The 21,924-nt window shown below is 56.9% G+C and carries 13 protein-coding genes, 1 tRNA gene and 1 pseudogene; 7 read left to right on the plus strand and 8 right to left on the minus strand.

What is annotated here, in order from left to right; genetic code table 11:
- The 3 genes and pseudogenes from THISIDRAFT_RS14335 to THISIDRAFT_RS14345 form a co-directional block, all read left to right on the plus strand.
- Positions 1–249 (plus strand): annotated as a pseudogene (locus THISIDRAFT_RS14335) (hypothetical protein); the annotation flags it as partial.
- A 327-nt stretch (positions 250–576) separates the two neighbouring features.
- Positions 577–1,206, plus strand: coding sequence for an IS607 family transposase (locus THISIDRAFT_RS14340; protein ID WP_221914059.1), 630 nt, complete (start codon positions 577–579; stop codon positions 1,204–1,206).
- Positions 1,203–2,027, plus strand: a complete 825-nt coding sequence (locus THISIDRAFT_RS14345; protein WP_246585435.1) for a zinc ribbon domain-containing protein — start codon at positions 1,203–1,205, stop codon at positions 2,025–2,027. Before THISIDRAFT_RS14340 ends, THISIDRAFT_RS14345 begins: the two co-directional genes overlap by 4 nt.
- A 107-nt stretch (positions 2,028–2,134) precedes the next feature.
- Here the strand turns inward: THISIDRAFT_RS14345 and acpS are convergent, their stop codons facing one another.
- From acpS to THISIDRAFT_RS14390, 8 genes are all read right to left on the minus strand, one after another.
- Positions 2,135–2,545, minus strand: coding sequence for a holo-ACP synthase (gene acpS, locus THISIDRAFT_RS14350; protein WP_006786215.1), 411 nt, complete (start codon positions 2,543–2,545; stop codon positions 2,135–2,137).
- A complete protein-coding gene (pdxJ, locus tag THISIDRAFT_RS14355; RefSeq protein ID WP_006786216.1) occupies positions 2,542–3,288 on the minus strand; it encodes a pyridoxine 5'-phosphate synthase in 747 nt (248 codons plus the stop codon). The genes acpS and pdxJ overlap by 4 nt, the downstream gene beginning before the upstream one ends.
- On the minus strand, positions 3,278–3,889 hold the full coding sequence (recO, locus tag THISIDRAFT_RS14360; protein WP_006786217.1) for a DNA repair protein RecO: 612 nt from the start codon (positions 3,887–3,889) through the stop codon (positions 3,278–3,280). The genes pdxJ and recO overlap by 11 nt, the downstream gene beginning before the upstream one ends.
- A gap of 524 nt (positions 3,890–4,413) precedes the next feature.
- Positions 4,414–5,904 (minus strand): anthranilate synthase component I, encoded by a 1,491-nt coding sequence (gene trpE, locus THISIDRAFT_RS14370; RefSeq protein WP_006786218.1) that lies wholly within the window; start codon positions 5,902–5,904, stop codon positions 4,414–4,416.
- 444 nt (positions 5,905–6,348) lie between these two features.
- Positions 6,349–7,014, minus strand: coding sequence for a phosphoglycolate phosphatase (locus THISIDRAFT_RS14375; RefSeq protein WP_246585436.1), 666 nt, complete (start codon positions 7,012–7,014; stop codon positions 6,349–6,351).
- A gap of 12 nt (positions 7,015–7,026) precedes the next feature.
- Positions 7,027–7,716 (minus strand): ribulose-phosphate 3-epimerase, encoded by a 690-nt coding sequence (gene rpe, locus THISIDRAFT_RS14380; protein WP_006786220.1) that lies wholly within the window; start codon positions 7,714–7,716, stop codon positions 7,027–7,029.
- A 558-nt stretch (positions 7,717–8,274) separates the two neighbouring features.
- Positions 8,275–9,384 (minus strand): ABC transporter ATP-binding protein, encoded by a 1,110-nt coding sequence (locus tag THISIDRAFT_RS14385; RefSeq protein ID WP_006786221.1) that lies wholly within the window; start codon positions 9,382–9,384, stop codon positions 8,275–8,277.
- Positions 9,381–11,027, minus strand: coding sequence for an ABC transporter permease (locus tag THISIDRAFT_RS14390; RefSeq protein ID WP_006786222.1), 1,647 nt, complete (start codon positions 11,025–11,027; stop codon positions 9,381–9,383). Before THISIDRAFT_RS14390 ends, THISIDRAFT_RS14385 begins: the two co-directional genes overlap by 4 nt.
- A gap of 559 nt (positions 11,028–11,586) precedes the next feature.
- On the opposite strand from THISIDRAFT_RS14390, the gene THISIDRAFT_RS14395 reads away from it, so the two are divergent.
- The 4 genes from THISIDRAFT_RS14395 (at position 11,587) to THISIDRAFT_RS14410 (ending at position 21,717) form a co-directional block, all read left to right on the plus strand.
- Positions 11,587–11,844: a hypothetical protein gene (locus THISIDRAFT_RS14395; protein WP_139063938.1), complete on the plus strand. Its 258-nt coding sequence runs from the start codon at positions 11,587–11,589 to the stop codon at positions 11,842–11,844.
- 98 nt (positions 11,845–11,942) lie between these two features.
- A tRNA-Thr gene (locus tag THISIDRAFT_RS14400) sits at positions 11,943–12,018 on the plus strand.
- A 119-nt stretch (positions 12,019–12,137) separates the two neighbouring features.
- Positions 12,138–14,141 carry an Lcl C-terminal domain-containing protein gene (locus THISIDRAFT_RS14405; protein ID WP_006786223.1) on the plus strand — a complete coding sequence of 668 codons (2,004 nt, stop codon included), beginning with the start codon at positions 12,138–12,140 and terminating at the stop codon, positions 14,139–14,141.
- A gap of 745 nt (positions 14,142–14,886) precedes the next feature.
- Positions 14,887–21,717 (plus strand): DUF4214 domain-containing protein, encoded by a 6,831-nt coding sequence (locus tag THISIDRAFT_RS14410; protein WP_006786224.1) that lies wholly within the window; start codon positions 14,887–14,889, stop codon positions 21,715–21,717.
- Positions 21,718–21,924 lie beyond the last annotated feature (207 nt).

Consider the following 21,924-nt stretch of genomic DNA (forward strand, 5'->3'; position numbering starts at 1 on the left):
GGTGCCACCCTCACCGTCTGCGAGGCCTTCGACGGCACCATCACCCTCCTGCACCAGGGGCACATCATGCCTTACCGTCTGTTGGCTGAGGGCGAACCGCCCACACCGCTGGATGATGAAAAAAGTGTCCACCACAGCGTCGACCAGGCCAAGGCAAAACAGACCGCCAAGCCAACCTACAAACCGGCGCCGGACCACCCTTGGAGAGGTCGGGGCAACATCACTCCGGCACCAGCCCAAACACCATAACCACGCATTCTACGGGGGACACTTCTGCTTTGCACAAAAGGGGACTTTTCTGAATTGGGTTGACAGGGACACCCGCGCCACAGCGCTACCCTTCACCAGTGATGGGCGAGAAGCCCCCGGCTTTAGCCGTGGGGGGTGTCAAAAGTAGATTAAGATAAACAATCGCCATGACAGCACCTCAGAAGCTGTTTGGAAGGTATCGCCTCAAGCCAAGCGGAGAGTCTAAACCTAGGTTTTATTATGTTAACTTTTGCTTACATTTTTAAACAAAAGTAGAGCTAAAAACTGTTGCTTGATTTTTTTCTGCAAATATCTATAATCGCTTATATGAGCAAGATATATCGCATTAACGAGTTTGCGAAACGGATCGGAAAAGCACCCTCGACAATTCGGCGCTGGGAGCGCGAGGGGAAGCTCGTCGCAAAGCGCCATCCTTCCGGACATCGCTATTTTGACGCAGCGGATGTGCGCTTGATGCTTGGTGGGGCGCCCCGTGAGCGGGATGTCGTGGTCTATTGCCGGGTTTCTAGTGCCGGACAGAAAGACGATCTCGCTTCGCAGGTCCAAGCGATGGAAACCTACTGCCTGGGCGCGGGGATCGCGGTGGATGAATGGATTCAAGAGATCGGTGGCGGGATGAACTTCAAGCGCAAGCGGTTTCTTGGCTTGGTTGATCGGATTCAGCGCGGTGAAGTGCGCCTGCTGCTGGTGGCGCACAAAGATCGGTTGATGCGCTTTGGCTTTGATCTCTTTGCGCACCTGGCGGATGAAAACGGCTGCAAGATCGTGGTGGTCAACCAGGAATCGCTCTCGCCCGAGCAGGAAATGGTCGAGGATTTATTGGCGATTGTGCAGACCTTTTCTTGTCGGCTGTACGGGATGGGCAAATACAAACAATCCATCAAGGAGGACTTTGCAGAGATGCCCGTTCGCCAGCCCAAGGATTTGTGCGAATGAAAGTCACGCGGATTTTGTGCGCCAAGCGCCCGAACCAGGGCAAAGTCGGGGCGTTGCGCGAACAGGCGCAGCGACTCGGGCAGGTGCGCTCCGAAGTCTTGGTCGATTCCGACGGCGACCACCACGGCCAGGAACTGGGCGCGATCCTCACCGACCAATCCGACAAACTCAAGATCAAATACCAGCGTCGCGCCAAGCTGCGGGCACTCGCCAACAACACCCGCAACCCGCGCAAGCGTCAACACATTCGCCAGTTCAACTTGGGGCGCAAGAAGCTCAACCGGCAGATGAGCAAAACCCATGCGCGCATCCGCGACATCGTATTTCAATCCGTTCACAAGGTGGTCGATAAAGCCGCCGTGATCGCGGCAGAAGATTTAACCGCCCCCATGGCGAGCAAGTCCTTCGGCAAGAATGCCAATCGTCGGCTGGCAAGCTGGACGAAAGGTGTTATTGCCCAAGCACTTGACAGTGTTTCAAGCCGTCGAGGTTCGACGGTCGTTCTGGTCAATCCGGCTTACACATCGCAAATGGATTCTCGAACTGGATGCCTTGACGGCAAACGGCAAGGGGATCAATTTTACTGTTCCGACGGGGTTGTGTTGCAGGCAGACCAAAACGCTGCGCGAAACGTGCTGACGAGGTTATCAGACCCGGACATTGAGCGGTTTACCCCGTTCAAGCGGGTCAAGGCGATCTTGCTGGAACGCACTGAGCGCCATTGGTTGGGACTGCTCAACCAGGACTCCAGTTGCTCGCCCTTCGGGGCGCTATCAACGGAGAGCGAAATGCCTAAAAATCGCATAAGCAACTTTGCTTAGGTTTTTAGGAACAGCAGCAGCAGTAGCAACTGATAATTCCTTGCTAGCCGCTCATAGCGCGTGGCGCCATCCATCTTCAGCGCACGGTGCGCCGTCAATGGATGGCGCTATTCTGTGGCACACGACACTTGGCCCGCAGGACCGCTTAACACCACAAAGGCCAACGCAAATTCGCGCTCATCGGCCAGACTGACATGCTTTTGCACGACACCAAGGCGTTGAGCAGTGGCCAACGCCTGGCCGCTCAGACCTAAGGTGGGTTGACCCAGATCGGTGTATTCCAGCCAGGCATCCTGCAGGCTCATATATTGTCCAATGCCCACGCCGAGCGCCTTGCTCACCGCCTCCTTCAGAGCAAAGCGTCGCGCCAGAAAGGCGGCGGGGTCGTGCTGCGAGGAATAGCGCGCCCATTCCAGAGGATGCAAGATACGCTGGGCGAAGCGCTCCTCGTGGCGCTCAATCACCTGACGGATACGCGCAATGCTGACCAGATCAGTACCGATACCGATAATGTTCATGCCTTGCGCGCCGCATCCATCAGGCGTCGCATTTCGGCAACGGCAGGCCCGATGCCATCAAACAGGGCGCGGGCGACAATCGCGTGGCCGATATTGAGTTCATTGAGTACCGCAATCGCGGCAATCTCGGTCACATTGCTATAGTCCAGGCCATGTCCTGCATTCACTATCAAGCCTAACTGATGCCCGTAAGCGGCAGCCTGACGAATGCGCTGCAGTTCTTTTGCATGTTCAGCGGGTGTGAGAGCATGAGCGTAGCGGCCAGTGTGCAATTCCACCACGGGCGCGCCGATGCGCCTGGCGGCCTCCAGATGCGCAGGCTCTGGCTCAATGAACAGGGAGACCTCAATGCCAGCCTCACTTAATACCTGACAATAGTCGCGCAGGGCTGCTTCATGGGTGAGCACATCCAGCCCGCCCTCGGTGGTCAGCTCCTCGCGCCGTTCCGGCACCAGACAGCACGCCTGGGGACGCAGGCGCAGGGCAATGGCCTGCATCTCGGCGGTGGCCGCCATTTCCAGATTCATCGCGGTTTGTATCAGCGGGCGCAGGGTTTCGACATCGGCATCCTGAATATGCCGACGATCCTCGCGCAGATGCAAGGTGATGGTGTCTGCACCGTGTGCCTCAATAATGCGCACGGCGGCGACGAGATCCGGATACGGGGTGTTGCGCACCTGGCGGATGGTGGCGATATGATCAATATTGATACCCAATTTCAAGGCAAAGGATTCACAGACCATGTTTTGTGGTAAATAATTGTCGAGTCATCAAGGGTTTGCCATGTAAATAATGGGCGATCACATGGCGTAGAAAGTATTTTACCTGCGCCCGCTGCAGCGCATCGTGAAAGCGCAGCGTCAATAAAGCGCCCAGCGCATCGCCACGAATACAGTGTGCTTCGCCCTGTTCGCTCACGCGAGCCTCGCGCAAGCCCTGCTGTGGTTCAAACACATACCATGCGTGTGCATGCAGCGTATCGGGGTCAATGAATTCAAGCCCACTGCCCAGCACCCGCAACAGACCCAGCTCATAAGCGCGCAAGGTGTCTGTCATGGGGTATTCGGGGTTTGCCAGGTCGGCGACACAGGCGGCATAGTGTGCAAAAAACTCCGCCTCCGGGGCCAGACGCGGCAGCAATTTTAGCGCAAGCTCGTTTAGATATAGACCACACCATAAACGTTCCCGCTGCAAGACAAAAACCTGCTGTTCCTCAGGCTGCTGCAAGGTGGGTAACTCACCGCGCCCGCGCACAGAAAACAGATAGCGGGTAAACAGCGTACAGCGCCCTGTCTGGCGCGAGCCTCCATGCAGGCGATACGCCCTTCCTCCAGGCTCAGCCATTCAAGCACCCGGCTGTTTTCCCGAAACGGGCGGGCATGCAAGACAAAACCGCTTAACGGCTCAGTGAGGATAGACTGCCCTGCTGTTTTTTGCTGCTCCTCTCCCTGAAGGAAGAGGATTCCTACGGCGAGGTTGCACAATGCACATACAACACACGCTTCGGTGGGTTCCTGCCCTGAGACCGCCCAAGAAGATGGCTTGGTTATCGCCGCTAAGCTCCACGCGGGAGCTTTTACGGTGGCGAACCAACCCACCTGCCTGCCGCGACGCACCTGCCTGCGCCGCGCGCGTCGCGGCAGGCAGGTGCTCCCCAGGACTCACATTCTCGTCTCTGACAGGCGTTACTTTCGGTCCGCCCGACCGTAGGTTCATAGAACATGGCCAGTATAGCGGCGCTATGCGAATCTCCACAAGCGAGATTCCCGCGCCGTGCGCTATCCCTCCCCGGCCTGAAGGCCGGGGTTTCTCGCGGAGAAACTGATGAGGAAAGCAGCGCGGCATCTGGAAGATGCCGCGATTTTACGTCAAGGGGTTGGGGCTTTGGGTCCGTCGAGGCCGGCTTCGACCATGGCGACGGCGCGAAACACGGCGCGCCCTTTGTTCAGCGTTTCGGCCCATTCATTGTCTGGCAGTGAGTCATAGACAATGCCTGCTCCGGCCTGAATGTGCAGGGTGTGGTTTTTGATGACGGCGGTGCGAATGGCAATGGCGGTGTCCATATTGCCCTGCCAGGAGAGATAGCCCACCGCGCCGGAATAAACGCCGCGCTTGACCGGTTCAAGTTCGGCGATGATCTCCATGGCACGCACTTTGGGGGCACCGCTGACGGTTCCAGCGGGAAAGGTGGCCCGCAAGACATCCATGGCTTTCAGACCCGGCTGTAAGCGGCCTTCGACATTGGAGACGATGTGCATCACATGTGAATAGCGCTCTACCACCATTTGCTCGGTGACCCGCACGGTGCCGGTGGCACTGACCCGCCCGGCATCGTTGCGCCCCAGATCAATGAGCATCAGGTGTTCGGCGCATTCCTTGGGATCGGCCAGCAGATCGGCCTCCAGTTGCACATCTTTCTCCGGTGTTTCACCGCGTGGGCGAGTGCCGGCAATGGGGCGTACAGTAACCGTGTCATGCTCCAGACGCACTAAAATTTCCGGCGAGGCGCCAACCACCTGATGATCGCCCAAGTCCAGATAAAACATATACGGGGAGGGATTTAAACAGCGCAGCGCCCGGTACAAATCCAGCGGGCGGGCCTTGAATGGAATCGACAAGCGCTGCGATAACACTACCTGCATCACATCGCCGTCGATGATATAACGACGGCAGCGCTCCACTGCGGCCTTAAAGCCCTCTTCCGTAAAGCCGGAAATGAAATCCGATTCCGCCACCCGGCGATGATCCTGCGTCGTCGCTGGCGGCGTTAAGGGAGCCTGCAAGCGCTGATATAAATCGGCCAGCCGCGCCTCTGCCGCTGACAGGCCGTCAGGTTTTGCATGGACCACCAGATACAGGCGTCCGGCCAGATTGTCATAGACCACCAGCTCATCACACAGCATCAGCAAGATGTCGGGCACCTCCAGCGGATCGGCTTTCGGGGTATCCGGGCGCAGACGCGGCTCGATATACTCAATGGTCTCATAACCGAAATAACCGACCAGCCCGCCAGTAAAGCGCGGCAGACCGTCATGCTCGGGGACCCGATAACGCGCCTGATAAGCCTCGATAAAGGCCAGCGGATCATCTACGGTCTGGCGCTCCACAATCTGCCCATCCTCCTCAATCAACACCTGCTGTCCATAGACCTTGAGCACGGTTTTTGCTGGCAAACCCACGATTGAATAACGCCCCCACTTCTCCCCCCCCTGCACCGACTCTAGCAGGCACGAATAGGGCATACTGGCCAGTTTTAGATAAACACTCAGTGGCGTGTCCAGGTCTGCAAGGATTTCCTTGACCAGAGGGATGCGGTTATAACCTTGTTCAATCAGTGTGTTAAATTGCTCAGGTGTCATCAGTTCCTCCGCGAGAAACCCCGGCCTTCAGGCCGGGGAGGGATAGCGGCTACGCGCTTGCAGCCGCCGGAATTAAGTGCAGGCCTTTCACCTGCTGGGCCGTGAGGCTCTGCCCGTAAGGGCCTGGTGACGGACAACGCCTCGCGGCGTGGTCGCTCCCCTCGCCAATGTGTACAACCGGCTCCCGCTTGCACGGCGATCAAAACCTTCGACGTTTTACCTTTCGTCAGCATGATCCTGACCTTTCAGAGCGGCAGACTGAGGAAGCATCCGCCGGTGAGTCTTAACGACCTGTTGTACACGTAGCCCCTTTAACAGGGCTTAGGCTGGTCAACCCAGCTTGTTTTCACCTGTCTGCGCCGCGTGCGGCGCGGCAGGCAGGCAAGCTCCGCCTTTTAGGGCGGGGTAGTTGATGGTTCGCTGTGTCGTGTCGGCAGAGGGGGGTTAGGTAAACAGCCTGGGCAGTTCATCCAGGCGATCAATCACGGCATCCGGCTGCTGTAAGCGGATATCTTCGCCGTGATTATAGCCATAACTGACACACACAATCTGAAAACCTGCACTGCGGGCGGCCTGCACGTCGGTGCGCGAATCGCCTACCATCAAGGCCTCCTGCGGTTTAAGCCTAAACCAGCCAGCGGCATAAAACAAAGGCCCTGGGTCGGGTTTGCTGCGCGGGAGTGTATCGCCACTGACTACCAGCGAGAAGTGATCGGCAATGCCTTTGTCGTGCAGCAATTGCGTGGTGAAGCGCTCCGCCTTGTTGGTGACACACCCGAGTTTAAAGCCTGCCTCGCGCAACATCGCCAGGCCCTCCAGCACACCCGGATACAAACGGCTGCGTTGCGAGGTATTGTCCTGATACAGCGCCAGAAACAGCGGCAAGGCGCGGGCAAACAAGGCTGCATCTGGCTCGCCCTCAAGCTGGCCCAGCAAGGCCCGCTTGACCAAGCGTTCCACGCCATTACCCACCCAGGTGCGCACTGCGGCCTCGCCATGCGGCTGTTTGCCCAATTGTTGCATCATGCCATCCACACAAAAAGCCAGATCGGGTACGCTATCGACCAGGGTTCCGTCAAGGTCGATGAGAATCATTTGCGGTCTTTGCATGATAAGGTCGCTTCAAGCCTTGGCCAGTTCAGCGCGCATCGCCTGGATGATGCTGTCATAACGGTTAGGATCGCTGGCCTTGGCCGCGCCGAAAATTGCCGAACCCGCGACAAAGGTATCGGCCCCGGCGGCCTTGATCTCGCGGATATTATCCACCTTCACGCCCCCGTCGATCTCCAGACGAATCTCACACCCGCTGGCATCAATGCGGCGGCGCACCTCACGCAGTTTTTCCAGCGTGGACGGGATGAAGGCTTGTCCCCCAAAGCCGGGGTTAACCGACATCAATAAAATCATATCCAGCTTATCCATCACATAATCCAGATACGACAACGGCGTGGCCGGATTAAACACCAGACCCGCCTTGCAACCCTCGGAACGGATCAGCTGCAAGGTGCGGTCAACGTGCTCGGAGGCCTCGGGGTGAAAGGTAATATAGGTCGCGCCGGCCTTGGCAAAATCCGGAATGATCCGATCCACCGGCTTGACCATCAAATGCACATCAATCGGCGCGGTCACGCCATGCTTGCGTAAGGCCTCACACACCAGGGGGCCAATGGTCAGATTCGGCACATAATGATTGTCCATCACATCAAAATGCACCACATCGGCACCGGCTTTCAAAACCTGATCCACCTCTTCCCCCAGGCGGGCAAAATCAGCGGACAAAATGGATGGCGCAATAAAATCAGGGCTTGGCATATCTCTTGTCGTCCTCATGCATCAATATTTTTAGAATGGTGCAATCCCCGGAGCACGCACCTCACATTCCTTGGGATATACGTTTTGAGCTTACACCTAGGTTTCGATTCGCTAACATTCAAATACAAACCCTCCTAGACAGCTCAGTTAGAAATAGGGTTTACATACGCTTTAGCATACCTTACGATGGCCTTAGCCCGAGAACCAAGGGCTGTTCTAGTTCTTTAATGAGTTTAGGTTTGCGGTTATCTGGGCAAGTCTTAGATGTAAAACCTGAATCGTACTCAAGAACTTGGCGCCAGATGTTTGTTCATTTGGCTTTGGCGGATCGGCCCATCCTCACTTGAGGGTGCGCGCTAACGTTTGTTAGCGAAACTCGATCAGTATATGCGAATGCAGGCAACACAGCCAGCGCCGTACCCGGATCAGTCTTTTTTGATCTTCACCGGATCGCAGACCTGCTTTTTCTTTTCCACCACAGCCTTGCATTTTTTGCAGCGAAATGCGCCGGGATGGGGATCAATTTTGGATTTTCCTTGACGGCATTTACCCATTAAATCAACTCTCTGAAAAAGCGCGGGGGGCTTTGCTCATCGACGCGGGCTGAGGCGCATCGGCGGCAAATACGACCAGATGGTTAAAGCCTGGACGGATGCCGATGCGTTCGCCCAGGGCGTAGTTTTCATGGCTGCGCGCCAGTAACAGGATTGGCTGGCCGCTGGGGAGGCGCAGCGTATAGAGAAAAGCCGCGCCGCGAAAGGCTTTGGCGCTGACTTCCCCGATGATGGTGCTGCTCGGATCGGGAGCGATATCATCCGGACGCACCAGCACATCCACCGCATCGCCTGGCCCGCAACCGGCGGGAATGTGGCCGGTGATCACCCCCAGTTCGGTGCCAACCTCGTGTGCATTCAACACCGTACCAGACAGCAACTCCCCCTGACCGATGAAGTCCGCGACAAAACGTGCCGCCGGGCGATGATAGAGATTATAGGCATTATCCCATTGCAGGATGCGCCCTTCGTGCATCACCGCAATGCGATCGGCAATGGCAAAGGCCTCAATCTGATCATGCGTCACCAGCAAGGCGGTGATCTGCTCGTGTTTGAGAATGGCGCGCACCTCCCGTGCCAGCCCCTCGCGCAATTCCACATCCATGCTGGAAAAAGGCTCATCAAGCAGCAACAGCCGGGGCCGGGGTGCCAGCGCACGCGCGAGGGCAATGCGCTGTTGCTGGCCGCCGGACAGGGCATGTGGATAGCGCCGGGCATAGTCTGGCAAGCCCACCAGGGCGAGTAATTCCTTCACCCGTTCACGCCGCTTGGCCTGTGGCCAGCGCTGGATACCAAAGGCGATATTATCCGCCACGCTCAGATGTGGAAACAGGGCAAAATCCTGAAACACCATGCCCACCTGACGCCGCTCCGGGGCCAGCGTTCTGCCCGGCTGGCTGACCGCTTCGCCATCGAGTTTGATGGTGCCACGCGCCAGCCCCTCAAAACCGGCAATGGCGCGCAGCAAGGTGGTTTTGCCGCAGCCGCTGGGACCCAGCAGGCAGCCGATGACCCCCTTGCGCAGGCCCAAGGTGACGTTGTGTACCACGGTTTTGCCGTGATAACCGATATCGACGTGATCTATTTCCAGTTCCAGGGTAGGGGCTGCACTCATGGATTGGCATGTCCGGGGCGAGAGGTGGCAATGGTGCGGCTGAGCAGGATCACCGGAATGATCCCCACCAGCACAATGGCTAAAGCCGCGCTGGCAGAATCGGCCAGGCGTTCATCCGAGGCCAGCTCAAAGGCGCGTACCGCCAGGGTATTGAAGTTAAAGGGACGTAAAATCAGGGTGGCGGGCAATTCCTTGAGCACATCCACAAATACCAATAACAAGGCAGTCAACACGCTGCCGCGCATGATCGGCAGGTGGATTTTATACAATACCTGAGATGGCGACATCCCCAGACTGCGGGCGGCATCATCCATCGACGGCTTGATCTTGGTCAGCGCCGCCTCAACGGTATTCAAGGAAACCGCCAAAAAACGCACGCAATAGGCAAACACCAGTGCTACCAGCGTTCCGGAAAGAATCAGGCCGGTGGAAATATCAAACTGTGCGCGCATCCAGTCATCCACCACATTATCAATAAAGGCAAAGGGCAGCATCACCCCCACCGCAATCACCGTGCCGGGAATGGCATAGCCCATGCCCGCCACCCGCACCGCCAGCGCCACCCCAAGACCGGGGCGCAGACGCTTGGCGTAGGCCATGAACAAGGCCAAAACCACCGCCAGTACCGCCGCAATCGCTGCCAGTGACAGCGAATTCCACACCAGGGTGAAAAACTCAGGATGAAACCAGCGTTCAAAGGTCAGATAGGACCAAAAGCCCAGCTGCCAGCTTGGTAAAATAAAGCCCAGCAATACCGGCAACAGACACACCCCGAAGGCCCCCAGGCGCTTCCAGCCCTGTAGCTGATAGCGCGGCAGCCGCGAATAACGCGAGCTGGTGTGATGAAAGCGCGCCTTGCGCCGTGACAGGCGTTCCAGCAAAATCAGGATAAACACAAAACTCATCAGAATCGCCGCCAGCTGCGCCGCCGCGCCGGGATCGCCCAAGCCAAACCAGGTACGAAAAATACCCGTGGTAAAGGTCGGAATGCCGAAATATTGCACCGTGCCATAATCGGCCAGCGTCTCCATCAGCGCCAGCGACAGGCCGGTGATAATCGCCGGGCGCGCCAGCGGCAACGCCACCCGCCGAAAACCGCCCCACGGACCGGCCCCCAGGGTGCGCGACACCTCCAACACACACACCGATTGCTCCAAAAACGCCGCCCGGCTAAGCAGATACACATACGGATACAGCACCAGCGAGAGCATCAAAATCGCCCCGCCCAGCGAGCGAATCTCGGGAAACCAATAATCGCCATAGCCCCAGCCAAACCACTCGCGCAGCTGCGCTTGCACTGGCCCCGGAAAATCCAGAATCCCGGTGTAGGTATAGGCGATGATATAGGCCGGAAAAGCCAGCGGCAGCAGCAAGGCCCATTCAAAAATGCGCCGCCCCGGAAACTCGCACAGACTCACTAGCCAGGCTGTGGGCACACCGATCAGCAACACCCCGGCCCCCACGCCTAGCATCAGTAATAGCGAATTGCGCACATAATCGGATAATACGGTGGCCTGAAGGTGTTGCCAGACCTCCGTGGTCGGCAAAAATACATGCGCAAACACCACCAACACGGGCAGCGCCAGGATAAGCGCGACGAGGATAACACCGATGTGCCAAGAATCAGGCCGTGTTGCAGGCATGGGATTATGCGTTAGGTTGTGAAAAAGAAGCTGGAATGCTAAGCGGTTTATTAATGAGAATCAATCTTTATCTATTCGACGAAGCGACAGAACGCCGCGCACCAAAGCGACAAGAAAACCACGCAAAGCCCACCGCTTCATGCCGTGGCCGATGCTCGACGCTCAGGGCTGGGCCTTAGAGGCTGTTTGGAAATTAATCACGTAAATGTTAGCGCATCGAAACCTAGGTGTAAGCTCCCGTGCTCAGGGTCGGTCGGCATGATCGAGCGGTGAGTCTTACCGGCTGATCCAGACCCAGCATTACCACCTGTCCAGTTCCCGACGCCCCCACGGGACCATCACCTGATCAGGGTTTGTAACTGGTGGCCATAATATGCGTTTTTCTATGAAAACCTCCTATTTTCTCGATAACTTGACAACCCGCCGAGCGGTTATATAGAGTTTGTCCAGCACGATAACCCAGTGCTGATCATGGTCGCGACGCGCTCAGGCGAGACCTTAAACGCACGCAAGAGCCAGGCAAGACGGGTTCGCCCGCAATGGCGTTGACGGCGTGAACATGCCAAAGATCATCATAGATTTTCGTGATTTTCCTAAGCATTTTATGAGCGGTCTAATAAGGATAACGACTCAAACGCTGCTTGATCCAGTCACCAGTGATGCGCGAGAATCCCCCGGCTTTAGCCGTGGGGAGCAAAAAACAGCAGCAGGGTGTCAAAAACCTGTCAATTGCTGGGAGCGCCGAGTTGTACTCGGCTGGTCGGGCAACCGGGACTTGGATGAAAAACCAAGCCGACTACACACCAACGCCCGGTAATGGCCGAGCTTACACCTGCTACACACTCGGCGCTCCGCAAATTCCCTTGCCACACCCCGCCCCATCCCCTATAATCGGGCGCCCAAAAACAAACGCACGCTGGCGTAGCTCAGTTGGTAGAGCGGCTGATTTGTAATCAGCAGGTCGCGGGTTCGATCCCTGTCGCCAGCTCCATGACACCCCCATTCCACAATGACGCTAGGGAGCAGCGCGGCATACTCAGCAAGTTCCCCGTCCCGCACTTTACAATAGCCAGGCTGAACATTTTCATTAATTATGTTGAGGTAAAGCCCATGTCGTTTTATTCCATTAAACTGCAAACGTTAGGGTATTGCCTGCTTGGTATCATCTTGCTGGCGACGGGATTCGCCCACGCAGAAACGCAGCCATACCGCCCGCACGTCTACATCAATGAAAATCCAAGGCCGACCCGGCTGAATTACGATGCTGACAAAGACGTAGCCTTTATCAACATATCCGGCCTAACCGGTGTGTTAGCCATCCGCCCCGTACCCAACGAGATCTATCAACACAATATTGACATCAACCTGACCACAGCGCGCGCCGTCGCTGATGTCAGCTATGCCATTGCCCGCAAGGCACATTTCAGACTCTACCCCGAAGAAGAGTACACCTATCACTTCAACCCTGACACAGCGCGCATAGAAATCACCAATAGCCAAAATATCCGGGTATTAACGCTGCCAGTCAATCGTGAAGGGCTATCTCCCTGGGTTAGCCTGGGGAACTATCAAGCGCGCCAGATCAGAGTCAATGTTAACGACGACGGCACGTTCAGCATACGCGAAAGCAGCAAACCCACGCGCCTGCCCGTCATTGTCCCCAGACCCAGCGCGCTGAGCTATGCATATGACGAAGCACTTGGCGCAATGCATATCGCCTGGACACTGCCCCCACCGGAGGCCATTGACGACGAAGAGATCCCCTTTAATCCCAACGATTACCAATTTGCCCTATGCTATGCTCACAGCGCACACGCAGACACCATCACAGCGTTTGCCCGGCTGGAAGAACTGCTCACCTTTAACGAGCGCGATGCGCAAGAAGAAGGCCATTGCATCACCGACCTGACGGCAACCGAATATGAACTGATCGACTTTTTCACAGACATTCCCTACACCATCGTTGTCTATGCCTACGATCTCAGCAAATTCAGCGAACCCAGTAGCCCGGTCAATTTCCTCCTGGAAAACCCCCTGCAGCCGATTCCGCTCAACGACACCGGCATCACCTACTGCGCCCATGCCAGTGCCACCACCCGTTGCCGCTATCCCTTCTTGCCCGATCAAGACGGTGACAGCGGACGCGACTGGCAACACCAGCAAGCCACCTTGAGCAAACAAGGCAACGCCGGATCAGCCGGCTTTGACTTTGAAACCCTCAACGCCAACGGCCAACGGGTTGCACCGGGCAACCATCGCTGCGTATACGACCACCACACCCAGCTGACCTGGCAAATTGCCCCAACCTCAGCCAGGGCCACGCAACTATACACCCGCGATCAGGCACTGGCCTACATGGAAGAAATCAACCAAAGCGGAATTTGCGGCTATCGTGACTGGCGCCTGCCCACACGCCTGGAGCTGCACACCATCCGCAACCTTGGGCGCTTGCAAGATCCACCGATTGACACCGATGCCTTCCCGGACACCCAACGCGGCAACTACTGGTCGGCCTCACCCCACGCATCCGGTGAGGATACCTACTGGCACATCCGCTTCGCCATCACCGGCATCGGCGTACACCTGGGCGAGCAGGCGCACAAAGACACCCCTGCCTATCTTAGACTGGTGCGCAGCAACTACGTCATACACCCGCGCGCCCGCTCCTATTGCAGTCTGGGCACCAGCACCCCCGAAGGCGAATTCATTGAAATGGACAACGGCAGCACCCTCTGCCACACCGCCACCGGCTTAAAATGGCAGCGCTGCAGCCTCGGACAAACCTGGAACGGTGTTCGCTGCACCGGCACCGCCAGAATGGAATCCTGGCAAACGGCGCTCATGCTGGCTCGCGACCAGGCAGACTGGCGCATACCCAATATTAACGAACTTAGTACCCTGGTAGACCAATGCCGCACACTGCCGGCCATCAACCCGTCACTCTTTCCCAACGTCACCGGCAGCTTATACTGGTCCTCATCGCCCTACGGAGCCGACAGCAGCCGCGATGCTGCCTGGGTCATCGGTTTTAACACCGGCAACGGCATCCTGTCAGGCCGAGCCTCACCGGCATTTACCCGCTTGGTCAGTAACACCCCCTGCCAGGCCCCATAAGCAACGCTCAGGGAACGCAAAGCCCACCGGGAGCGCGGAGCGCACCGGGAGCGCGGAGCGCTAGCTCCGCACCGGGGGTGGGAGAGCTCCAGCTCTCCCTTTAGCTAAATCGCCAAAGCCAGGAGCGCAGAGCTCCCGCGCTCCCTTGGCAGCCCGGCGCTCCGCATCGCCTGGAAACAGAATATGCTTAATTCATCCTTGCCAGCACCCGATAAATGTTCTATGATCCAAGCCCCATTAAGGATGAATACTAAAATCCGATACCCAGAACTCGGTTTCCAGTCTAAAACAATGCCGGACAATTGTGCCTCTCGCAAAACCTCACCCAGCGTGTCGCTTTTTTGTCACAAAAAAAAATCTGTGTCGTTTAAACGCACATTTTCAGTTGACAACACCCCCCAACCGGGATAGCCTTCCACTTTGCTGGAGCAGGTGAATGTTTCGCGTGACATGGATCAACCAAGGTAGCCTATCCGATGCTATACACCAGACAAAAAACCATAGGCCACACGGCAAATCCATCGCCATGCACAGACACCGCTTCGTACTGCCCTACTGTAAAACACCAAGCACAGGACAACGCATGTTGGCTGAAGCAAACATATCAATCGGCGCTACTTGAAAAACCACATGCAATGGAATGATGCGACTGGAAAAAATTCCCCCCGCAAAGGGATTGCGTTAATGCCTCAATCGCCACATAATGAACCTGATTTTTTCAACAACCCTCTACGGAGACTCCTAAATGTCAGCAAGACCAATTAGCTACGGACCCAAACAGCTCGCCATGGAAATCTACGCCGGTATCTGGGGTAGAACACCAGATTGGGAAGGGGCCGATTACTGGACACAGCAGCTCATCAGCGGATCCATGAGCCGTGTAGATATCGCGACCAGCTTCTTTGACCAGCCTCTGGTCAAAAGCCAATATGCCGGCCTGAGCGGAGATGACTTCCTTGAGGCCCTCTACCTCAACATCTTCAACGTAGCTGAACCTGACGCCGAAGGCTTCGCCTACTGGCAGGGCAAAATCGAAGAAGACCCCAGCCTGCTGAGCGTCAACATCGGCACCCTGGTCATCCAGATGATCGACGGCATGTGGGGCAATCCCGAGGCCGCCGACACCCACGCCCTGTACAAAAACTTCGTATTGTCGGGTGAGCGTTTTGTAGACGCCCAGAAAGCCGCCGGGGTGCGCGCTTTCAACCACATGAACTCCGACGAGCGCGAGGCATTCCTTGACGTCGCCGCGACCCTGCGCGAAGGCATCACCGCCACCACCACCTCCAGCCAGATCGACACCCTGATTGCCAGCGCCATGCAATCCTTGGGCTATGATGCAGGTCAGCCGGGCGGTCCTTCGCAGACCCTCTATCTGACCGAAGGGCGCGATACGCCTGAAACCCTGGTAGCGAGCAACAGCGACACCAAATTCATTGGTGATGTTGTGCAAAATCTGTTCGGTGCGCAGGTCAACACCCTCGGCACCGGTGATCGCCTTGACGGTCGTGGCGGCAACAACAGCCTGCAGGCCCAGGTCACCGAAGGTGCCTTCATGGGTGGCGGTAACATGCCCATCCAGCCAGTGACCCACCGCATCCAGGACATCAAGCTCGAAGCCCTGAATGCACATATCGGCGGCACCTTTGCTAACCCGAATAGCAACTCCGAAGTCTACGTCAACGCCAAAAACATGCACGGCATTGACAAAATCGGCTCGTGGTACTCCAATGCCAACCTGACCATCAAAGACCTCACCACCAAAGACGACAACGGCGTTGCCCGTCCGCTGGAAAGCATGACCATCGGCATGGAATACACCGGCAATGGTGACAGCCGCTGGCAGGCCTCCGACCTGCACGTCTTCTTTGACCAGGACTACCTCGTCCCCACCCTGGACCGTGGTGTTGAGCGCGTCGTATACCGCCTGCTCAACGAAGACTGGTACGACCAGATCGCCAATCCCAACGGCGGCATCGCCCTGGAACCGTTAAACGCCGTCGCCGTACAGCGTCTGGAATTTGCCATTGACTGGTCAAATGGCAACGGCACCAACGAAACCCGCTTCACCGCCTTTAACGAGCTGCTGCACGGTCTGGAAATCGCCACCCCCGGTAACGTCTTCGTCACCGTACAAGACCTGGCGAACTTCCTGAACATAGCTGCCGTGCCTATGGTGCGTGGCGATCTTACAGCGGCCGAAGCGGCCCAGGCGTGGTTTGACTTTGCCGGCCGTCCAGCAGGTTTTGACACCCACGTCTCGCAAGACGATCTGACCGCACTGCTCAGCAACTGGACGCAGACCCTGCAACAACAGGATGCCATCTGGAGCACCCTGGATCTGAGCTTCTCCGTAGGTCAACCCTTCCTGGCCGACATCAGCCCCGTATCCGGTGCCCAGCGTATCGGTACCGACCTCGTCCTCGAAGTCCCTGCGGCCCAATTGGTTCGTCCTGGCACCACCGACAGCTTCGGCACACTGCGTACCGAAGACGCCTGGGCGGTCATTGAGCCCGTCGAGCGGATCAATCTGCAAAACCACCCTACCGTCATCGATCGAGGCATTACCGATCCGCGCGACCTCAACAGTAACCGCTTTGAACGCGCCAGCCGTGAAGAAGCCGAGCAGAGTCAAGATCTCATCATCAACGTAGATCTTGAAAAAGTCGGTCGTGCCAGCGATGGTGGCGAACTGATCATCGGCGGCATGTCCAAGACCAACGCCAACGTCTGGGACGCCGGCTCCGGCTCCAAAGGCATTGACATCTTCAACATCACCGTGCATGGCGGTGCCGACAAGCCCAGCTCGCTCTCCAGCCTGGCCTCGACCAACAACAGCCTGCGCGAAGTCTATGTCTCCACGGCAGCGGCTAACGCCAACAACCCGGCCAACCTGACCATCGGCAACACGAACACCGCCAACAACTACGCGGGCGATGGCATCTCGTTGAAAGACGTGCGGGTTCTGGACACCACGCAATTCCTCGGTGATTTCACCCTGCGTCATGCAGAAATCACTCGTGAAAGCATTGCCAAGTACATGGACCTGCGTGACCGTGCGCCCAACCAGCCACAAGACGACAACGTCTTTTTCACCTATCACCTGGGCGATGGCGACGACTTCCTGGCACTCAATGTCAACTGGCAGGTGCTGGCGCGTGAAGACTTCCGTTTAGACATTCAAAGCGGTGCAGGCAATGACCGCATCATCCTGAATGAAAACTACACCGCAGGCTACACCGCCAACCGTCTGGTCAACCAGCAGCTCAACGACAACATCGCCATCCATGCCGGCGACGGTGACAACTTCGTCAACACCTGGGGTGCAGGTAATGCCCGCATCACCACCGGCAGCAACGACGACGTCATCAAAACCGACAACTCAGGTGCCAAAGCACAGTTCATTTTCAACTCCGTAGCCGGTTTCCGGGGTGATGGTAATGAACTGAGCAACAGCGGTGTGCTCGATTCCTCCCGTGGCAACGACCAGGTACAGACCTTTAACTTCTTCAAAGGCACCGTACAGGTCACCTTCCAGGGGATTGAAACCCGTCACATCGAAATCCCCAGCACGGGCTACACCAGCAGCACCCTGCAAATCAATCAGGCCATCAAGAAAGCCATCAATGACGATCCAGTCCTGAGCAAAGTTCTGGATGCCAAAGACGGCCCCGGCAACACCCTGCTGGTCGAATCCAGAATTGACGGGCGCATGGTGTTCAATGACCTTGACGTCACCCTGTTCGCCCCGCTGGCCTACAATGCCAACCCCACGGCCGCCGAGCGGGCGCTCATGGCCGAAGGTCGCCTGATGCTCAACAGTGGTGATCTGGCCGCCGCTGATCGCAGTCATGCCGACATCAACACCGCAGTGGACAATGCCAGACCGTTGTATGACACCGCGTTTGTCATGAGTGGTCAGCGTGACCCAGTGGTCTTTGAGCAAAGCATCAATTTTGCCGGATTCCAGACCAGTGATGACCATATTGACCCGGTCTTCTCAGGCAGCAATATCATCGAGGTCGGTGGTATACGGATCACCTTGCAAGATGACATGAGCTCCGCGCAGATTGCCCAGGCGGTTGCCACTGCCCTGCAAGGTGCCATCAACGCTTCAGGGGGTGCGGCCCGGCTGAGCACCAGCGATGGCTATCATTACCTCAACAGTGCCACCGTCAATGGTAGCGTTGTAAATCTTCAATTCATTGAAGGCATTCGTGTGCCCTTTGGTGATCGGCCCGGTACTGTCACGGTCGGTCGTGTTGACGGTGCAGAAGATGCCTATCTGAGCACCACCAACCCGCAGGATGGTGGTGGAATGAATGTATCCAGTGCCGCGCCATTGGCTGCAACCGGTGGCACCACCGCCTGGCAAACCACCACCTTCGATTTTGCCAACAGCAAAATTGCCGTTAATGGCGGTGGTCAGTTTACGCTAAGCTCCGATCTAAGCGGTTTACCGGCTGTGGGTCCGGCCTCCACCACCGTGGTTACACCGCTCAACATCGCTGTGACGGTTGCCAATGGCGACGGCCCCCTGGCGATTGCCAACAAAGTCGCTGCTGCAGTCAATCTCAGTGGCGAAGGCTGGGCAACAGTACGCGGAACGCAGGTAGAAATCCGCTGGTTTGAAGAAAGTGCGCCGACCCAGACCGAAGTTGGCAAAGGCAATCATGGTACCGTTAGCATCGCCGCAGGCAGTGCTACCCTGGCCGCCGGTAGCAGCTTGCCAAGTGGTTCAAGCACCGCCTATGCCTCTACTGTCATCACCCCGGCCACCGGTACGCTGACCCAGACCATCAACACCAGCGGCATGGAAGTGACCGAAGCGGGCACCTTAACCATTGCAGGTCGTGATATTGCGCTGGACTACGGTGACAACGATCTGGCGATTGCCGACAAGATTGCCCAGGCACTCAACGGCCAAAGCGATCTGCTGGGTGGTCAGGCCAGCGTGACTGCCACCGCCAATGGCGCCGTGGTCACCGTGACCCAGACGGCCACCGCCGGCAGTGTGGCCGTGAATCCTATTGTCAATGTTTTCAGCGATGCCAAATTTGCTGCCAAACAGCTGCCCAGTGTAGTTACCAATAACTGGACCTGGAGCCTCAATGAAGGTGCCATTCAGGCAGGTACAAACAGCACGGCAGAAAGCGACAACGTCATTAACGCCGGCAACGGTCAAGACGTCATTGTGCTGGGAACCGGTGCCTACAGCAACGACACCATCGTCCTGGCGGGCAACTTTGGACGCAACACCATCTTCAACTACGATGGTAATTCCAGCAGCACCGCCCGTGACTACATTGATGTCAGCGCCTATGGCATCCGTGGCATCATTTACGACGCGAAAACGCCGGGCAAGTTCGTCATGGATCAGGTACAAGCGGCTTCCGGTCAGCTCAACAACGACGCCGTTGTCAGCCTGGAAGTCAATGCTGCAGATTTTGCCCGTCTCAGTGGTGAGCTGGTGCGTGCCAACCTCAACGGCACCGCCACCGCAACCGACAACATTGCCGGCCTGCCCAGCAGCGTCAATGCCCAGTCCGGTCTGAATGCGGCCAGCAACTATGTGCTGATGGTACACAACAGCGAAAACCCAGGTGAATACAAACTGTTTCACCTGACCGCCGCTGCCGGTGCCAACAACAACCAGTTCGCTACCGCAACTGCGATCGGCGTGCTGGATTTTGGCACCAACAATTTTGCTGCGCCGGGTCCGATCACCCCGCCCGCAGTTTCACCCTGGTTTAACTGGTTTAGCATTAACCAGCTGAATGAAATGGGGAATGTCTCTCTGCCATATAGCCTCCATGTTAGTGTCTCTGGTACGGAGACGCTCGCAGCGCATATCAGCAGCGCCTCCATGACGTTCCACATGAATGGGGGGACCGTCAACCTGACCGGCAGCCTGAGACTCAATGGCGATCTCACCGTCAACAGCGGCACCCTGAATACGACGGCAGGCCAGATCAGCGTAGCTGGCAGCATCACGGTTAACTCCGCCCTGGTAGTAACCGCTGCCCAGGCAATGAGTTTTGTCCATGCAGATGTATTGTTCTCCTCCCTCACGGGTCAAGGCCAGCTCATCATTGATGGTCAAGCCTTACAGCTGACCCAAATGCCGCAGCAGCTCCAGTTTGCAGATGGCAAATTCAGCTTTGAGGATGTGATTGAGCCGCCAGGCAGTGCCGTACTGGTAGTGGACTCCATCACCCCAGTGCCTGCTGACGTCAAAGCCGGCGAAGCCTTTGATGTAGTCGTTGAGCTGCAAAACACCGGCGATGCGGCTCCGGTTGGCCTGAATGCGGTATTGACGGTAAACAACGTCAATTACGGGGGCATCATTAATGGATTGCAAATCACCTTCCCAGGTGTGACGGTTGACGAAGCCGCTGAGGAGGTAGCACTGGATGTCACGGTGCGTGCAGACAACGCACAAGACGTCTCCAGCAGCACCTTCATCACCGTTCTGCCTGATGAAACCACGGTTGATCCTGCCGTACTGTCTGTCGCCATTGTCGATGTCAGCCCAGCAGAGCCCAAAGCCGATGAAGAATTCAGCGTCACCGTTGAAGTCACCAACTTAACCCCGGAAAATGATCCCGGTGCAATCCGTGTTACCCTGACGCTCAACGGCACAGAAATACCTGATGTTGATGTTGGCCCGGATAACCGTGCGGTCTTCTCCGGTCTGACCAAGCCAGCGGGTGATTACACCCTGACAGCCAGCGTCAGCGCAGACAACGGAGCCGGCGAGCCAGTGGTACAAGCCATCACCGTTCTGCCAGACGATGTGATCCCGCCGGTTGAATTCGACGATATCATTACCGTTGCTGACCTGCAAACCTACGATGCTGCCGCAGGCAACATCAAATATGTGCTGGACTTCAATGGCGGCGTTAATGTAGCCACCATCCAGAACTTCAGCGCCGGTGATGCCATCGACATGAGCGATGCACCAGACGGTAGCGGCATGGTCGTTGACACCACCGGCACCACTGAGCTCAACATTGCCTTTGGTGACGTTACCAACTTTACCAACACCTGGGTGCTCAACTTCCACAACGTGGATGCTGCCCTGGTGGCTGCTGTCGAAGCCAACGAAGGTAACTTGGATGCACAGGTCAACCTGATCAGCGCCCAATGGGCCGACTGGCTGATTGACAGCGACAACGGCGGTGGCAACGGCGGTGGTGGCACCCCTGGTGAATTTGACAACAGCATCATTGTCGTCGATCTGCAGACTTACGACGCAGCTACCGGCAACAATGAATATGTGCTGAGCTTCAATGGCGGTGTCAATGTAGCCACCATTCAAAACTTCAGTGCCGGCGATGCCATCAACATCAGCGCCGAGCCTGCAGGCAGTGGCATGGTCATCGACACCACCGGCACCACCGAGCTCAACATTGCCTTTGGTGACGTTACCAACTTTACCAACACCTGGGTGCTCAACTTCCACAACGTGGATGCTGCCCTGGTGGCTGCTGTCGAAGCCAACGAAGGTAACCTGGATGCACAGATCCAGCTAATCGCGGCACAATGGACTAGCGACTGGTTGATTGCCGCCTAAAGCGGCCTGACCCGGATACCCACGGCGTAGCTGCATTCACGCCGTGGGTAACGGTTAGCCGGTAACAAAACGCAACATGCATCAAACCGGGGTCGCCCCTCGGCCTCGCCGATCAAAAGCGACCCCGGCCTAGACACAACGCACCCACTGACGACCGCATAGGTCACGATGATTGAAGGAACATCACATGCACAGCAGCACATCAAC

The sequence above is a fragment of the Thiorhodospira sibirica ATCC 700588 genome, from assembly GCF_000227725.2.
GTDB lineage: Bacteria > Pseudomonadota > Gammaproteobacteria > Ectothiorhodospirales > Ectothiorhodospiraceae > Thiorhodospira > Thiorhodospira sibirica.

Excerpts from the sequence above, each read along its gene's own strand:
- THISIDRAFT_RS14390 (WP_006786222.1), bottom strand. The coding sequence starts at position 11,027 with ATGCCTGCAACACGGCCTGATTCTTGGCACATCGGTGTTATCCTCGTC.
- acpS (WP_006786215.1), bottom strand. The coding sequence starts at position 2,545 with ATGAACATTATCGGTATCGGTACTGATCTGGTCAGCATTGCGCGTATC.
- pdxJ (WP_006786216.1), bottom strand. The coding sequence starts at position 3,288 with ATGGTCTGTGAATCCTTTGCCTTGAAATTGGGTATCAATATTGATCAT.
- THISIDRAFT_RS14405 (WP_006786223.1), top strand. The coding sequence starts at position 12,138 with ATGTCGTTTTATTCCATTAAACTGCAAACGTTAGGGTATTGCCTGCTT.
- THISIDRAFT_RS14345 (WP_246585435.1), top strand. The coding sequence starts at position 1,203 with ATGAAAGTCACGCGGATTTTGTGCGCCAAGCGCCCGAACCAGGGCAAA.
- THISIDRAFT_RS14340 (WP_221914059.1), top strand. The coding sequence starts at position 577 with ATGAGCAAGATATATCGCATTAACGAGTTTGCGAAACGGATCGGAAAA.
- trpE (WP_006786218.1), bottom strand. The coding sequence starts at position 5,904 with ATGACACCTGAGCAATTTAACACACTGATTGAACAAGGTTATAACCGC.
- THISIDRAFT_RS14385 (WP_006786221.1), bottom strand. The coding sequence starts at position 9,384 with ATGAGTGCAGCCCCTACCCTGGAACTGGAAATAGATCACGTCGATATC.
- recO (WP_006786217.1), bottom strand. The coding sequence starts at position 3,889 with ATGGCTGAGCCTGGAGGAAGGGCGTATCGCCTGCATGGAGGCTCGCGC.
- THISIDRAFT_RS14395 (WP_139063938.1), top strand. The coding sequence starts at position 11,587 with ATGCCAAAGATCATCATAGATTTTCGTGATTTTCCTAAGCATTTTATG.
- THISIDRAFT_RS14375 (WP_246585436.1), bottom strand. The coding sequence starts at position 7,014 with ATGCAAAGACCGCAAATGATTCTCATCGACCTTGACGGAACCCTGGTC.
- THISIDRAFT_RS14410 (WP_006786224.1), top strand. The coding sequence starts at position 14,887 with ATGTCAGCAAGACCAATTAGCTACGGACCCAAACAGCTCGCCATGGAA.
- rpe (WP_006786220.1), bottom strand. The coding sequence starts at position 7,716 with ATGCCAAGCCCTGATTTTATTGCGCCATCCATTTTGTCCGCTGATTTT.